This window comes from Campylobacter sp. BCW_6461, assembly GCF_001762735.1.
Classification (GTDB): Bacteria; Campylobacterota; Campylobacteria; order Campylobacterales; family Campylobacteraceae; genus Campylobacter_D; species Campylobacter_D jejuni.
In genome coordinates this window covers 49,368-65,968 of record NZ_MJXJ01000028.1, presented here as the reverse complement: position 1 = coordinate 65,968, position 16,601 = coordinate 49,368, and the positions used below count along the sequence as shown (strand labels likewise).

Annotated in this window: 14 protein-coding genes; 3 read left to right on the top strand and 11 right to left on the bottom strand. The window is 31.9% G+C overall.

All coding sequences use genetic code 11. From position 1 onward, the window contains the following. Positions 1-108 precede the first annotated feature (108 nt). Positions 109-1,230: a molecular chaperone DnaJ gene (dnaJ, locus tag AJ882_RS08715; protein ID WP_011049918.1), complete on the bottom strand. Its 1,122-nt coding sequence runs from the start codon at positions 1,228-1,230 to the stop codon at positions 109-111. 156 nt (positions 1,231-1,386) lie between these two features. Here dnaJ and AJ882_RS08710 point away from each other — a divergent pair, with 156 nt between their 5' ends. From AJ882_RS08710 to recR, 3 genes are read left to right on the top strand one after another with little or no spacing between them, the layout of a single operon-like run. Then, on the top strand, positions 1,387-2,058 hold the full coding sequence (locus AJ882_RS08710; RefSeq protein WP_002853168.1) for a response regulator transcription factor: 672 nt from the start codon (positions 1,387-1,389) through the stop codon (positions 2,056-2,058). Further along, positions 2,055-3,290 (top strand): ArsS family sensor histidine kinase, encoded by a 1,236-nt coding sequence (locus AJ882_RS08705; protein WP_070279744.1) that lies wholly within the window; start codon positions 2,055-2,057, stop codon positions 3,288-3,290. Before AJ882_RS08710 ends, AJ882_RS08705 begins: the two co-directional genes overlap by 4 nt. Beyond that, positions 3,290-3,862, top strand: coding sequence for a recombination mediator RecR (gene recR / locus AJ882_RS08700; RefSeq protein WP_011049920.1), 573 nt, complete (start codon positions 3,290-3,292; stop codon positions 3,860-3,862). Before AJ882_RS08705 ends, recR begins: the two co-directional genes overlap by 1 nt. Here recR and AJ882_RS08695 read toward each other — a convergent pair. From AJ882_RS08695 to AJ882_RS08650, 10 genes are all read right to left on the bottom strand, one after another. Beyond that, a complete protein-coding gene (locus AJ882_RS08695; protein ID WP_002859319.1) occupies positions 3,859-4,395 on the bottom strand; it encodes a HyaD/HybD family hydrogenase maturation endopeptidase in 537 nt (178 codons plus the stop codon). The two genes, recR and AJ882_RS08695, sit on opposite strands and share 4 nt — an antisense overlap. After that, complete coding sequence (cybH, locus tag AJ882_RS08690; RefSeq protein ID WP_002853700.1) at positions 4,392-5,084, bottom strand: Ni/Fe-hydrogenase, b-type cytochrome subunit; 693 nt, start codon at positions 5,082-5,084, stop codon at positions 4,392-4,394. Before cybH ends, AJ882_RS08695 begins: the two co-directional genes overlap by 4 nt. Before the next feature lie 10 nt (positions 5,085-5,094). Continuing rightward, a complete protein-coding gene (locus AJ882_RS08685; RefSeq protein ID WP_002867348.1) occupies positions 5,095-6,810 on the bottom strand; it encodes a nickel-dependent hydrogenase large subunit in 1,716 nt (571 codons plus the stop codon). A gap of 2 nt (positions 6,811-6,812) precedes the next feature. Then, positions 6,813-7,952 (bottom strand): hydrogenase small subunit, encoded by a 1,140-nt coding sequence (locus tag AJ882_RS08680; protein WP_070279742.1) that lies wholly within the window; start codon positions 7,950-7,952, stop codon positions 6,813-6,815. A 120-nt stretch (positions 7,953-8,072) separates the two neighbouring features. After that, complete coding sequence (gene mnmC / locus AJ882_RS08675; protein ID WP_002867346.1) at positions 8,073-9,914, bottom strand: bifunctional tRNA (5-methylaminomethyl-2-thiouridine)(34)-methyltransferase MnmD/FAD-dependent 5-carboxymethylaminomethyl-2-thiouridine(34) oxidoreductase MnmC; 1,842 nt, start codon at positions 9,912-9,914, stop codon at positions 8,073-8,075. After that, on the bottom strand, positions 9,911-11,890 hold the full coding sequence (locus AJ882_RS08670; protein ID WP_002867345.1) for an N-acetylmuramoyl-L-alanine amidase: 1,980 nt from the start codon (positions 11,888-11,890) through the stop codon (positions 9,911-9,913). The genes mnmC and AJ882_RS08670 overlap by 4 nt, the downstream gene beginning before the upstream one ends. After that, positions 11,890-12,981, bottom strand: coding sequence for a nitronate monooxygenase (locus AJ882_RS08665; protein WP_002857924.1), 1,092 nt, complete (start codon positions 12,979-12,981; stop codon positions 11,890-11,892). Before AJ882_RS08665 ends, AJ882_RS08670 begins: the two co-directional genes overlap by 1 nt. Next, positions 12,978-14,183: a tyrosine--tRNA ligase gene (gene tyrS, locus AJ882_RS08660; RefSeq protein WP_002874423.1), complete on the bottom strand. Its 1,206-nt coding sequence runs from the start codon at positions 14,181-14,183 to the stop codon at positions 12,978-12,980. The genes AJ882_RS08665 and tyrS overlap by 4 nt, the downstream gene beginning before the upstream one ends. Before the next feature lie 11 nt (positions 14,184-14,194). After that, positions 14,195-16,390, bottom strand: a complete 2,196-nt coding sequence (locus AJ882_RS08655) for a RelA/SpoT family protein (protein WP_002867343.1) — start codon at positions 16,388-16,390, stop codon at positions 14,195-14,197. Beyond that, entirely contained in the window at positions 16,374-16,598 is a 225-nt protein-coding gene (locus AJ882_RS08650) for a DNA-directed RNA polymerase subunit omega (protein WP_002853464.1), read from the bottom strand. Before AJ882_RS08650 ends, AJ882_RS08655 begins: the two co-directional genes overlap by 17 nt. Positions 16,599-16,601 lie beyond the last annotated feature (3 nt).

Genomic DNA, 16,601 nt, shown 5'->3' with positions numbered 1-16,601 from the left:
TTAAGTCTAACTTCAAGGCGGGGTTTTGCTCCGCCTTTTTTTATGCCTGATTTTTAAAACTTAAATTTATATAAAAAGATTTTCCCAAGCTAAAACGCTTTAGGAAAATTAAGACTTAAACCAATTAGCGATTTTTTCAAAAAGTCCTTTTTGCTCTTGATGCATACCATCTTTGATACCAAAACTTTCACTTAGTTTTTCTAAAAGTTCTTTTTGTTCATCGTTTAAAGAAGTTGGAAATTTGATAGAAATTTGAACGATTTGATTTCCTATGCGAGAACTATGAACATCTTTTACCCCTTCTTTTTCAAGAACAAATCTTTGTCCATCTTTAGCACCCTTTGGTAAATTTAAGGTCGCTTCACCGCGTATGGTGGGTACTTTTATACTCTCTCCTAAGATAGCTTGAGTAAAAAACACTGGAAATTCTATATATATATCATCATCATCTCTGATAAAAGTATCATCTTCAGCGGCGATGATCTTAACATACATATCCCCTCTAGTACCATTTTTTAAGATATTACCTTTAGCATTGACACGAAGCTTCATACCTGTATCTACACCTTCTGGGATATTAAGCTCGACACTATTTTTGCTTTCATTATAACCCAAACCTTTACAATCACTACATTTTTCACTAGCTTTTTCTCCAATTCCTTGACAATCAGGGCAAGTTTGTGCAAAAGTGATAAAACCTTGAGAAACCCCAACCTGTCCTCTACCTTGACACTTTGGACAAGTTTGAAGCTTTCCATCTTTAGCCCCTGTTCCATTACAAGTTTTACAAGAGCATTTATAAGTAAAGTCTATATTTTTCTTACAACCAAAAACCGCTTCTTTAAAACTTAATTTTAAATTAACGATAAAATCTGAAGGGATTTTCTCATCATTTGAACTTTTTCTACGACGCGATGAGCCAAAGCCTTCTCCAAAAAAACTAGAAAATATATCTCCTAAATCCTCAAAACCACCAAAACCTGAGCTACTAGAACCAAATCCACCGCCTTTTAAAGCATCTTTTCCGTATCTATCATAAATAGCTCGCTTTTCATCATTGCTTAAAACTTCATAGGCTTCATTAACAAGCTTGAATTTATCTTCTGCTTCTTTATCACCTTGGTTTCTATCAGGATGATATTTTAAAGCCATTTTTCTATAGGCTTTTTTTATGGTTTCTTTATCAGCATTTTGCGTGATTTCAAGAATTTCATAATAACTTATTTCCACATTATTCCTTTAAAAAATTTAAAATTTTACTAGAATTTTAATTTTAAAAATTCAAAAATATAATTTTAGCAAAAATAAAATCAATAATTTATCAAATTTTAAATAAAATTATGTAAAGATTTTAAAGACTACATAAAAATTTACAAGGACACTAGAATGATTAATGTGTTGATGATAGAAGATGATCCTGACTTTGCACAATTATTATCTGAATATTTAGCGCAATTTAATATTAAAATCACAAATTTTGAAAATCCTAAAAGTGCTTTAAATGTGGGTATTCAAGGCTATGATTGTCTGATTTTAGATTTAACTTTACCTGGAATTGATGGTCTTGAAGTTTGTAGAGAAATCCGACAAAAAAGCAATATTCCTATTATCATCTCATCGGCTAGAGGTGACTTAAGCGATAAAGTTGTGGGGCTTCAAATCGGTGCTGATGATTATCTACCAAAGCCTTACGATCCAAAAGAAATGTATGCAAGGATTATGAGTCTTATTCGTCGCACAAAAAGAGTTGAACACACTAATAATGAAAATATTAACTCTGCTTTCAAAATTGATGAAAGAAGACATGAGATCACCTATGAAGATAAGGTTTTAACACTTACTCCTGCTGAATTTGAAATTTTAGAATACCTTATCCAACAACACGGATATAGTGTTTCAAGAGAACAGCTTGTAAGTCGCTGTAAAAATCTAAAAGATAAAGATTCTAAAAGCCTTGATGTTATCATCGGTCGCTTAAGGGTAAAAATAGGAGATAGTTCAAAATCTCCAAAACATATTTTTTCTGTTAGAGGTATAGGATATAAACTGATAGGATGACAAAAAATTATTCTATTCATACCAAACTGATTATTTTATTTATTGTTACTTTTTTCTTGGTTTGTGTGCTTTTTATCGTTCTTTTAAAAATAGAAGGGAATGCCTATAATGAAGAAGAAAGTTTAAAACAAGAAAATCTTATAAAAAATTTACTCATCTCCTATGAAAACACTTCAGGTGTTGAAATAGGAGCTTATCTTGGAAACAGCGGTTTTAACGCTATACAAAATCCCAATCTTGTAAAAGCTATAAGAAATAATGGACAATCACTTTTTAAAGCAGGCGGAGAGCTTTGTACTCTTTCTTCTTTAAAATATCATAGCAATCTTTATTTTGATGTTCAATGTAAAGATTTTGATGGCTTGTATGAAGAAAATACTAGTGATAGGGTTTATAATCTTTTATTGATAGGATTTTTCTCTTTTTCTTTGTTGGTTGTTTTTATGTATTTTTCTGTATTAAAATCCTTAGAACCTTTAAAAAAATTAAGAAGACAAGTTGCCGAAGTTGCAAATGGGGAACAACCTGATTTTCTAGACTATCAAGAAGATGAAGTAGGCAAGATCGCCTTTGAATTTCAAAAAGCTTTCAAGAAAAACCAAGAATTAATCCAATCAAGACAACTTTTCCTAAGAACAATCATGCATGAGTTAAAAACCCCTATAGGAAAAGGGAGAATCATTTCTGAAATGATCAAAGAAGACAGACAAAAAGAAAGACTTATCGCTATATTTTTACGCATGGATTCTTTGATCAATGAATTTGCCAAAATCGAAAATTTATTTTCAAAAAACTACAACTTACACTTTAAACCTAGTCGTTTTAGCGCTATACTTGAAGAAGCTAAAGAACACCTTATGATAGATGATTTTAATAAAGTTGTAAAAGTCGATATAAGATATGACGCTTTAATCAATGTTGATATGGAAATTTTCTCTGTAATTTTAAAAAATCTTATCGATAATGCCTTAAAATACTCAGACAATGGCACTTGTGAGCTTTTTTGTTGTAAAGAATGTTTTACCATTAAAAATCCAGGCAAACCTTTAGCAGAGCCTATAGAGCATTATCTTGAAGCTTTTACAAGAGAAAAACACAATCAAGTCAAAGGTATGGGACTAGGACTTTATATAGTTTCAGAGGTATGTAAACTGCATAATTTTGATTTGATTTATTTTTATGATGATGGAAAGCATTGCTTTAAAATTTTCTTTGGAGATAAAGAAAAATAATGGTAAAAGGCCTGGAAAAATTCAATGAACTTGTTGAAAGTTTTGCAAATTTACCTACCATAGGAAAAAAAACCGCCATAAGGCTTGCTTATCACCTTTGCATAAATAATCAAATCGATGGTATGAAACTCGCACACAATATAGAAAATGCTATCCGCTTTATAAAACCTTGTGAGCAATGCGGTGCTTTAAGCGAAAATGAGCTTTGCGAAATTTGTAGCGATGAAGAAAGAAATAAAAACATTTTATGTATAGTTGAAAGCCCAAAAGATATACTAACACTCGAAGAGAGTCAAAGTTACAATGGGCTATATTTTGTTTTAGATGAGTTAAATGAAGAAAAACTTGAAAAACTAAAGCAAATCATACTTAAGCTAAATATCTCTGAGCTCATTTTTGCATTGACACATAGTATTAATTCTGATGCAACCATCTTTTTTATAGAGGATAAATTTAAAGGCTTAAACCTAACTTTTAGTAAAATCGCTCAAGGAATTCCAAGTGGTATAAATTTAGAAAATGTGGATTTAATCTCTTTAAATAAAGCTATGAATTTTAGAACAAAAATTTAGTAATTTTTATAAGAAATATCGGCTAATTCTTGCAAAGAAAAATCCGCAATCTTTTCATAAGCAAAACCTTCCTTGCTTAAAAAATCAAGTAAAGTTTTTTCCATGATTTTAGCTCCTTGTATAAGCTCATCTGAAAGCTTAAAACTCATCGCTTCAATACGCTTTGGCACACAAGCTAAGATGTGTGTTTTAGGCAAATCTCCTGCAAGTTCCATGTATTGTAAGGTTTGAAGCATTTCTATTTCATGGGCACTTCCACTCCAGCTAATTTTATTAGGCATAGCATCATAAGGAAAGAAAAATACATCTCCTATACTCGCACCTTGCGCTTCTATACAGTCTAAAACGATAAGTCTATCGTATCGAGCGATGATATAGCTAAGCTGCAAAGCCAAAGTTCCACCATCAACAAAATCTAAAGTAAATTCAGAATGAGTGAATTTGTAGTTTTTTTCAAGTTGTTTGCAAAGATGAACGCCTAAGCCTTCATCCGCAAACATGATATTACCTATTCCAAGGACTAAGAATTTCAATGCTTTTCTTCTTTTACAAATTTATATCCGCTAATAATAGCATCCATAGCACCATCTTTACCTTTTACTGCGTTAAAAATCGCCATGTAAATATGTACTGGCACAAAAATCATAATTACCCACATCAAAATTCTATGATAAGTTCTTACATCGGCCAAACCGCCCATTGCAGCTTCAAGCGGTCTTAAAATATGATATAAAAGCCCACCTAAGCCCTCATGGTAAGTATGAGTATAAAGAATAAGCCCTGTAAGAATGATACCTAATATCACAAGATAAAAGAAAAAATAAGTTACAAATTGCAAAGGATTATAAACCCCTTTTAAATGCGGATGTTTTCCTAAGAAAATGTAAAATTTTACTTGTTCTATCCATAATTTGATATTAAAAATATCCCATACACTTCTGCGTTCTTTTGCGCTTACCTTATCGCAGAAAAACAAATATACTTTAAAAATAATACAAGCGATTAAAACAAAACCCACCGCTTGATGTACTAAGCGGTATTTTGCTTGCATAAAATTTACGGGTTCACCGTTACTAATAGGGCTTTGGAACACATAGGAAAGATAATACCCTGTGCCAATAAGAATCACTATAGCAATAGCTCTTACCCAGTGCGTTAAACGCAAACCTATGCTAAATTCATATTCAGCTTTTCTTTGCAATTTTTCTTCTTTGTTTTGCATGAAAGCCTCCTTATAAATTGACATTCACTTTATATTCACTTAGATTATTGCCCTTAGTATCCATTACATGCACCGCACAAGCAATACAAGGATCATAAGAGTGAATTTTTCTAATGATTTCAAGTGGTTGTTTTACATCAGCGATTTTAAGTCCTATCAAACATTGCTCATAACTTCCACCTACGCCATTTGCGTCTTTTGGACTTGCATTCCAAGTAGAAGGCACCACAGCTTGCCAATTTTCAATAACACCATTTTTAATTCTACACCAATGGCTTAATGTTCCGCGTGGCACATGCCCCATATAGCGTCCTTTGTATTCTTTAGAATTATCGATCACATAAGGAGCACAAGTACTCTGGTCTACTTTTAAATTTTCAACTAAATTATTAAACGCTTTTAAAGCATTATTTGCAACGATTTTTGCTTCAATACAACGAGCAGCTGTTCTTCCAAGTGTACTAAATACAGCATTTAAAGGAAGTCCTGTTTCTTTTAAGAACTCATCTACTACAGGAACAACATTTTGATTACCTTTAGCATAATTTACAACGATATTTGCTAAAGGTCCTACTTGCATAGGGTTTCCTTCATAGCGTGGAGCTTTAATCCAACTATATTTACCCTTAGTATCAAACACTTTAGAATGAACATTATTTCCATGATGATCTACGCTTTCCCCATCTACAAGTCCTGTATAATTTGGATTTGTTTTGCCGTCATAAGGATGTAAAGGTTCATTGTCTGCATACCAAGAATGAGTTGCCTCTTCAGTAATCTTATCTTCTTCTACTTCATAAACCTTGCTTAAATCTCCATTTTTGATAATACCACTTTCAAAAAGCCATTCATCTCTTCCGATTTGGAATTCTTTAAAGGTATAAAGATTATTTACCCCTATATCATTTAAAACACTTGCTTCATGTGCATAAGCTTTTCCTACCATCACAAGATCAGGATAATACGCACGATTAACAAAGTCTTGCACTTCTTGGAATTTAACCATATATTCACCCATTCTTGCAGGATCGAGTAAATCCATAACGCAAGTTACACCACCAACGGTTAAGCTTTGTGGATGTGGATTTTTAGCTCCAAAAATCGCCATACATTGAGCAATGATTCTTTGAATTCTTAAACATTCTAGATAGTGAGAAAGAACGATTAAATTTTGCTCAGGACTTAAACGATAAGTTGGATGACCATAGTACGCATTAGCAAAAGGTCCTAAATTTCCTTTATCTACAAAAGTTTTAAGTCTTTGTTGCACTTCAAGAAGTTTATCCGCACCTGTTGCATAAGGATTTGAAGTGTATTTAAAAGCTTCATCGCTTGCTTTTTTAACATCAGCACTTAAAGCACTTACCACATCAGCCCAATCAAGCCCATGAAGTTGATAAAAATGCACAATATGATCGTGTAAAAATAAAGCCGCATTCATTAAAGTTCTTGTTAAAAGCGCATTTAAAGGCGGAGTAATACCTAAAGCATTTTCAACAGCAACTATACCTGCTTTATAATGTGAAAAAGTACAAACTCCGCAAATTCTTTGCGTCATAAAACCCGCATCTCTTGGATCACGCCCTTTTACTATGGTTTCAATACCACGCCACAAAGTAGAGCCCGCATAAGCTTCTTTTACCACATTGTTATCATCAACAACAACTTCAACTCTTAAATGCCCTTCAATTCTTGTAATAGGATCTACGATTATTTTTTGACTCATTTTTATTCCTTATCTTTTTGCTTGGAAGATATAACTGCGTGTGCTGCTATAGCAACGCCTGTGAGTGTAAGCACACCTATACCGATTTTATCTGAAACACTATCCGCACCCAAACCAAAAACAGTATCAAATTTACGACTAGCCATAGGCTCTTCAAAAGGTCCCATAGTATCCCAAAAATTAGGCTCAGAACAACCTATACAACCATGCCCTGCTTGAATAGGCCAAGAAGTGTGCTGGTTAAATCTCTCTCTTGAGCAGTTATTAAAAGTATAAGGTCCTTTACAACCTACTTTATAAAGACAAAAACCTTGTTTTGCTCCTTCATCTCCAAAAGCATGTACAAATTCACCCGCATCAAAATGTCCGCGTCTTTCACAAAGATCATGAATTCTTAAACCATAAGCCCATTTTGGTCTATTATACACATCAAGTGCTGGTAACTCACCAAATAATAAATAATGAAGTACATTACCCACTATATTTTTTTCACTTGGAGGACAGCCTGGAACATTGATCACAGTTTTACTTGTTACTTTGCTTAAAGGCTGCGCGTTGCTAGGATTTGGTCTTGCGGCTTGAATTCCTCCAAAGCTAGAACAGGTTCCTATAGCAAAAATCGCCAAAGCATTTTCACTTGCCATTTTTGAAAGCTCATAGCCTGTTTTTCCATGTGCACCTATGGTTAAAAAATGCTCCGTATCATCCATAGGGATACCACCTTCAACCATTAAAATGTATTTATTTTTATGCTTTTGAATGGCACTTTCTAAATTTTCTTCAGCTTGCCAACCTGCTGCAGCCATCACTGTTTCGTGATATTCTAAAGAAATATAATCAAAAATCAAACTATCAATCGTTGGAGTATCACTTCTTAACAAACTCTCACTACAGCCTGTACACTCAGCCATATGAAGCCACACAACAGGAAGCCTATCAGCAAGCTCAGCAGCTTTTGCCACCATAGGAGTAAAACTCGCTGGCAAAGCCAAAAATGCCGTCATAGCACCTGCCCATTTCATAAAATCCCTTCTAGAAAAACCTGACTTTTCTAATGCTTTTGTAATACTATCATTGTCTTTCAAAGAAGGAAGCTTTTCAAGAGCCGATAAACGCGACTCTATTTGATGATAATCAATCATTATATTTCCTTTATAACATGAAATTTATTCTCTATAAATAATAAAATAAAGAAAGTTAAAATAAAGTTAAAAACTTACTCTCATAAGCAAATATTAGTATCACTCTTAATTAAAGCTTAATCATAAGCCTTTTTTGAGTTTGCGAATCAAAAATCTTGCAGGGTGAATAGCGTGGATGTATTTTTTTTCTAAACACAAGGGTTCATTATTTATCAATGCACACAAATACCTTGCCGCTAAAACACTTGTGCTAAAACCCCTTGATCCATGAGCAAAATTAAAATACAAATTACAAGACATTTTAGCTGGTTTTTGCTCCTTGTTTTTTGTCCATAATAAAGCTTTATATTCTTCTTTATAAAACACTTCATCATAGGCATTTCCAACTATCATAAAGCGATCACTCGAATAAGATCTAAAGCCTACCTTAGAACCTATGATTTCTAATTTTGTATTTTTATCTATAAATTCGGCTATATTTTCTATATTTTGTTTATCATCTTCTTCTTTTGATTCTAAACTTGCATTAAGCCTATCATAACTTGCTCCAATTACTTGCAAATCATCTTTTACAGGGCAAATATAAGCCTTAGAAGATAAAGGAAATGGGGTATCTAAAAAAGGTTTTAGATGTGTAACTTGACCTCTTACTTTGCTTAATTTCATCTCATCATAAAAAACAAAATCTTTTGTATCTGCACCCATAGCATAAATCAAAACCGCATAATCACTTTTAACAATATCATTTTTAAATTTTAAAGTAAAACACTCATTTTTAAATTTATAAGCTTGAAATTCATGATTAAAATATATACAAGCTTTACTTTTTTCAAAAAGATTTTTAACCAAATTTTTTGGAAAAATCACTCCACCCTCTTCTAAAAAAGCTTGATTTTTTGAAATTTTAAACAAAACATTTTCTCTTTGTGTGTCAAATCTTTCTTGCATCAAATCATTATGTGCAAACTCCACCACACCCTTAAATTCTAAATCTAAAATTTGTCTATAAAAACGGCTTGCTTCTATAAAAGAAAGCTCTGAAAACTCCCCTAAATTTACCTTAGGTTTTAAGATTAAAGAGCTTAAAATTCCACTTTCATTTCCACTTGCACCCTTGCCTAATTCTAAATATTTTTCAAAAACATCTATCTCAAAACCCCTTAAACTAAGTTCATAAGCTAAAACAGCGCTTGATATACCCGCACCAATAATAGCTACTTTTTTATTTTTTAAAGATGAAAATGTTCTTGAAAAATACGCTTCTTTGTCTTTAAACTCAAGCTCATTTTCCAAATAAGCTTTAATCATTTCTCTTTTTCTAAAACCTTTGGTTTTTTCTACTCTAAAACCATATTTTTTTAAATTTTTTTGCAAAAAACTTGCCGAAGAAAAGGTGCAAATTTGTGTATTTTTTTTAGAAAGTCTTGCCACTTCAAAGATTAAATTTTCATCAAACATTTGCAAGTTTTTATTTGGAGAAAATCCATCTAAATACCAAACATCAGCTTTAAAATCCAATTCTTTTAAAACAGCTATATCTTCAAAAACAAGATCTAAAAAACAATCTTCAAAATAAAAACGATAAATTCCTTCTTTAGCCTTAGGATAAAATTTTAAAAATTGTTCTAAAAGCTCTTTAAACTCTTCATAAAATTCTAGTTTTTGATAAATTTCTCTTAATTGTTCTTTTTCGATATAAAAAGCTTCTACGCTAATATAAAAAAGTTTTTTAGGACGCTTAGAAGGGGTAGTTTCTAAAAGGCGTTTCAAAGTAAGAAAAAAATTTAAACCTATACCAAAACCACTCTCTGCGATAATAAAATTTTCTTGATTTTTCCATTCAAAAGAATGAGTGTAAACAAATTTGCTTTCATTTAAGCCATCTTTGGAATTAAAATAAAAATCATCAAAATCCAAAGAAAAAGGAGTATTATCCTTAAAAATTAGCTTAGCTTTTTTCATCGGTTGTTATAAAAATAACTCTCAACTCCATCGGCAATACCCTTAACCAATAAATCTTGAAAAGCTTTATTGGCGATTCTTTTGCCTTCATTTGGATGTGTAATATAGCCAATTTCAATCAAAATTGCAGGCATTTGCGCACCTACTAAAACCCAAAAAGGTGCTTCTCTTACACCGCCATCTACAATTTTATACTTTTTGCGTGTTTGAGTGAGTATATTTTTTTGTACATCAATGGCTAGTTTATTTGAAGCAACGATTTTTTCACGATTTAAGAAATTTAAAATACTTTGTTTTGAGAAATAATTAATCTCTTCAAAATCCCCTTGATTTTCTTTTTCTGCTGCCTTTTTACTTCTTTCGCTTCTTGCAGGACTTAAAAAGAAAGTTTCCACGCCTTCGCTACTTTTGGCTTTTGTGGCATTTGGTGCTGCGTTAGCATGTATAGAAATAAACAAATCCGCTCTTTTATCATTGGCATATTTGGTTCTATCACGAAGATTGATAAATTTATCCGAACTTCTAGTATAAAGCACTTTATAACCGCGTTTTTTAAGTTCATTTCCAAGTTTTAAAGCCGTACTTAAAACTATATCTTTTTCTTTTAAACTTCCTTTTTTATCACTTAAAGCACCGCTATCTTTTCCACCATGCCCCGCATCGATAACCACAAGCTTTCCTGATTTGTAATTTGTATTTAAAGTTTTACTAGAACTTTGAGTTGCTTTTTTGTTTGCATTTTGATTTGTAGTTTGTATATAAAAACCTAAAGTGAGATTATTATTATCCAACTCCTTTAAAAGTTTAAATTCTTTAGGAGCACTCAAAACCACACGAACGGTTTTTGGATTGTATTGAGTAACTGTAATCACATTTTGTCCAAAAGTAAAGCTTTTTCTATTACCTTCTAACACACCCTTAAAACTTACAACATATCGGAATTTTTGATCTTTGGTATCAAATACTGCTATTTCTTTTTCATCTAAATCATCGCTTAAATTTAACACCACAGCATTAGAAATTTTATCCACATCTAAAACATATAAAGGTTTTTGATTTTCTTTTTCATTATTGGTTTTTTTATCTTGTTTTTTTGTTTCTAAAACTTTGGTTTTAATTTCTGTTTTTTGATCTTGCTTTTTCTCTGAAATTTTACTAATTTGCTCAGTCTTTTTTTGACTAGTAGTTTCTTTTGAAAAAATTATTTTTTCTTCTTTAAAAGATATATCAATAGGAATTTTTTCTTTAGCATAAACCACTATGCGTATGGTTTTGGGATTAAATTGTGAAATCACTAAACGATAGTCATCAAATTTAAACTCTTTTTTACCCCCTTCTAAAACCCCATCAAAATCACTAATAAAACGATAGTTTCCTTTTTCGTCTAAAGCAAAACTTTTTAATTGATCCTTATCCAAATCTGCATTTAGTTCAAACTCTACACCTTGGTTTGTTTTACTTGACTTTAAAACATAAATTTTATCATCGCTTTTTGCTTTAGAAACGATACTGCTCTTTGGTGCTTGCGAAGTTTTAGAATTTGTTTTTTCTGTATTTTTTATTTGTTCGTTAGATGATTTTTTTTCATTTTTTTGAACTGTTTTTATAGGTTCAAAAGTTGTTTTTTCAGTGTCTTGAGAAATATTTTGAACCTTAATATCTTTAATAACAGCCTTTCTTAAAGCATTAATACTTGCTTCACTTATACCACTTTCTTTTAACTCATTAGCATATGACTTGTCATCTAAATTTAAAGTATTTGAACTGATGATCAATCTTTTTAAAATTTCAATTTTAGTTTTTTCATCTTCATGAATAACACTTTGTATATAAAGGCTTTTGAGCTGATGGTGAAATTTTACTTGCACTTCACTTTTAGAACCGATAAAATTTTTATCAAAATTTGCAAGTTCATTTTCATAAGCTCCAAAAAGAGTTGTGAAAGCAAATACTAAAAATACAAAAATTTTAGCCATTATTCACCATTAACCAATTTTTCCATAAGTTCTTTAACACTGATAAGCTTATCTAAACGATATCCATTTGCACCTGTAAAGAAAAGTCCTGTTTCTTTTTTGCCTGACCACGCATCAAAAAGCCTATCTGCTATACAATACCCTACTTTAGTCGCCTCTTTTCCACGTCCACAAGGCGCTACACAATTGCTTATACAATTAATCTTTGGACCCATTCTTTTATCTACCAAATTTAAAAGATTGGTTCTAACTCCACGAGCAGGATAGCCCACAGGAGATTTAATAAGCTCTATATCTTCTTCTTTAGAAGCTAGCAAAACGCTTTTAAACTCTTCACTCGCATCACATTCAAAAGTTCCTATGAAACGCGTTCCCATTTGAACACCACTAGCCCCTAAAGAAATAGCATTTTCTATATCTTTTTTATCCCAAATTCCACCTGCAGCAATCACGGGAAAAGACCCCCAATTTTTAGCCTCTTCTACCACAGGAGCGATTAATTTTTCTAGCTGATAATTTGGATCTAAGCACTGCTCATAAGTAAAACCTTGATGACCTCCACTTTTTGGCCCTTCTAAAACCACTGCATCAGGCAAGCGATTGTAACGGCTTTGCCATCTTTTGCAAATAATTTTTAAAGCCTTTGCAGATGAAATGATAGGCACTAAAGCCACATCAGGAAAATCTGCAGTAAATTCAGGTAAATTTGTAGGAAGTCCAGCACCTGAAACAATCACATTAAAACCAACCTCACAAGCATCGCGTGCTATTCTTGCATAATCATTACTTGCACATAAGATATTACACCCCAAAGGTGCATCGCCACAAACTTTTCTTGCATTATTAATCAAAGCTTGCAAACCCTTGCGTGAGTAAAAATTTTCACTTCCATAAGGCTTAGCATTTAATTCTTTACTTGCATACTTTCTTTCTTCATAATATCCTGTTCCCACAGAAGAAATAATCCCAAGTCCACCATTTAAAGAAACTGCAGAAGCTAATCTATCCCAGCTTATGCCTAGTCCCATTCCCCCTTGAAAAATGGGATATTTTATAGTATGTTTTCCTATTTGTAAGGGTTGTAAATTCATTCTTTTACCTTTAATTTTGCAAATTTTCTTTTACCTATTTGTAAGATGTATTCTCCTTGTTTCAAATACATTTGCTCGTCGCTAACTTTTTGAGAATTTACACTTACTGCATTAGCACTGATGCTTCTTCTTGCCGCAGAAGTAGAACTTTCCAAACCACATTCAACCAAAGCCTTAGCAAGCCAAATTTTTCCTTGTATTTCAAACTCAGCCATATCACTTGGCAAAGCATTTTGAGAATGAATTCTATCAAATTCAGACTTAGCATTATTAGCCTCTTCTTTGGAGTGAAAACGCTCTGTAATCTCTAAAGCTAAATTTTCTTTAGCTTTTTTAGGATGTAAATTGCTTTGTTCTATATCTTTTTTTATTTGCGCAATTTCTTCTAGACTTTTTTGACTTAAAAGTTCATAATATCTAAACATCAATTCATCACTAATACTTAAAATTTTAGCATACATATCATTAGCTTTTTCTGTAACACCAATGTAATTATTTAAACTCTTACTCATTTTGTTTACACCGTCTAAACCTTCGAGTAAAGGCATCATAATCACAGCTTGTTCTTTTCCTATGTTATAAACTCTTTGAAGCTGTCTTCCCATCAAAAGATTAAATTTTTGATCCGTTCCACCCATTTCAATATCGCTTTTTAAAGCCACACTATCATATCCTTGAAGTAAAGGATACAAAAACTCGCAAATCGAAATAGGACTTTGCTCTTTAAATCTCTTGGTAAAATCGTCACGCTCAAGCATTCTAGCTACACTAAAAGTTGAAGTAAGCTCTACTATACCCGCAGCTCCAAGTTCATTAAGCCAAGTAGAATTAAACTTAATCTGTGTTTTTTCTTTATCCAAAACCTTAAAAACCTGCGTTTCATAAGTTTTAGCATTGATTAAAACTTGCTCTTTATCCAGCTTTTTACGCGTTGCACTTTTTCCACTTGGATCGCCAATTTGTCCTGTAAAATCTCCAATCAAAAACTGCACAATAGCTCCATGTTTTTGCAAAAAAGCCATTTTTGTTAAAACCACGCTATGACCTAAATGTAAATCAGGCGCTGTAGGATCAAACCCCGCCTTTATAAAGAAATTTTCACCCTTTTCATAATAATTTTTAATTAATTTTTCTATTCTTTCTTCATCAATAAGCTCTGCACAACCACGCTTAACTTCTGCTAATATTTTTTTTATATCCATAATAAACCTTTTTAACCTTCTTTATAAGCATCATTTAAAGATGTAAAATCTAAAATTTTACAACGAGATTTTAACCTATCCTTGACACTATCTGGATTGATATTATCAGGAATTTCCATTGTAATCTCAAAATAATCTACCGCCGAATTTAAATCACTTGATAAATTAATTGTTAATAAATTTATCTGCATTTTAGCTAAAAATGCCAAAAATTCCGCTAAAACACCTTTTTTATTTTCCAAAGAAAAAATCAATTTATAAGATTTAGGGATGTTAGAATCCCATTTTATAAATACCATATCTTGATTATTATCTATCATTTTATCAGCTCTATCGCAAAGCTTATGATGGACAATAGCGTTACCACCTTTAACAAAAGCTAAAACAGCATCACCTCTTTTTGGATGGCAGCAAAAATCAAAATCCACATTAGCGATTTTATGGTTACAATATAGAGTAAAATTTCCTATTTTTTGTTCTTTAATCTCATATTTATCAAACCAATATGACTTCTTGGCGTATTTTTTAAGACCATTAACTATATCTTTCAAATAAGCACTATCTGTTGCTACTTGTCTAATACGTCTGGCTAAATTTTCTTTTTCTATCCAAGTTTCAATTCTGTTTTTATCAACTCCAAAAATAAAACTTAACATATTAATAGAACTTGCTAGATTAATCTCTCTGATTTTTTGCTTACAAAATTCCCTTATACTTGCTTTTGCTTTTCCTGTTTTAACACTATCTATCCAAGAACAGCGATAAAATTTATCATTGCTAGTAACCACTCGCACAATATCGCCATTTTTAAGCTCGGTTAACAAAGGCACTTTAATACGATTTACATAAGCACTTTTTGCATGAAGCCCTACTTTGGTATGCACTTCATAAGCAAAATCAAGAACCGTTGCACCACGAGGCAAAGTGAAAATTTCTCCCTTAGGAGAATAAACTGCGACATCTTCAACATAAAGACTATCTTTAGCATATTCATAAAGTTCAATAGCATTATAATCTTCTGCATTTTCAAGATTGTTTATACTTTGCATTGAAATATCTGTAAGCCAATCAAGACGAGGCGCAACCACACTGCCATCTTCTTTATATTTCCAATGCGCTGCTATACCAAATTCCGCAATTTTATGCATATCAAAAGTTCGAATTTGTGCTTCTATAATACTTTTAGCATCAAAAAGTGTGGTATGTATGGTTTGATAACCATTTTGTTTAGGCAAGGCTATATAATCCTTAAAACGCGAAACCAAGGGATTAAAATGTGTATGTAAAATTCCCAAAGCTAAATAACAATCACTTACTTTTTCAACCAAAATTCTTACCCCAAGCAAATCAAGAACTTCTTCAATACCAATGCCTTTTCTTTGCATTTTAAGATAAATAGAATAGCTATGTTTAATGCGTTTTTGAATTTCAAAACTACCTTGTCTAAAGCCATTGCTCAAAAATAAAAGTTCGATTTTGGAAATAAATTCATTTAAACCTAATTGCATTTCTTGATTATTGGAGTTGATATAATTGTCAATAAGCTTATACTCATCTGGCATAAGATATTTAAAACTAAGATCTTCCAAATAATTTTTTATGCTTGAAATACCAAGTCTATGGGCTATTGGGGCATATACAACTAAAGTTTCTTCGCTGATTCTTTTTTGCTTATCTTCTCTTAGAATATCAAGAGTAAGCATATTATGCAGCCTATCACATAACTTCACAATCAAAACCCCAACATCTTCAATGCTTGCTAAAAGCATATTTCTGAAAGTCAAGGCTGATTTAGTTAAACTTTTTTTAGATTTTGATGAAATGAGATTATCTTCTCTAATTTCTATAATTTTAGTAAGCCCTAAAACAAGTTTTAAAACCTCAGAACCAAACTGCTCTCTAAGTTCTTCTTTAGTACAGTTTGTATCTTCGATCACATCATGCAATAAAGCAGCTAAAATATTGCTTTTATTTTCACTTAAAAATCCAACCAGTGTTGCTACTAAAATAGGATGTACCGCATAAGGCTCTCCACTTTTTCTAAACTGCCCTTCATGGCAAAATATACAGTAATCTACCGCTTTTTCAAGAATAGCATCATGGCCACAAATTTCGAAAAGCAAAGCCTTAGCAGCTTCTAAATCTTTACAATTTTTTACATTATCGATTAATTGTTCAAGCAATAATTCTTCATCGATTGGTTTCAACTAAACCCTCTAAAGTGATTTTATTTTCTGCAATTTCATATAAAGCTATATCTGCAAGTTTATTTTTATTTTTATCAAAGTCTACCAAAGGGGTTGCTCCATTTGCCAATTGTTCCGCTCTTTTTGCTACCACTAAAGAAAGGCGATATCTATCATTACCCATTTTTTCCAAAGCTTTTGCCGCTACTTCTTCTATTCTTTTATCCATAAT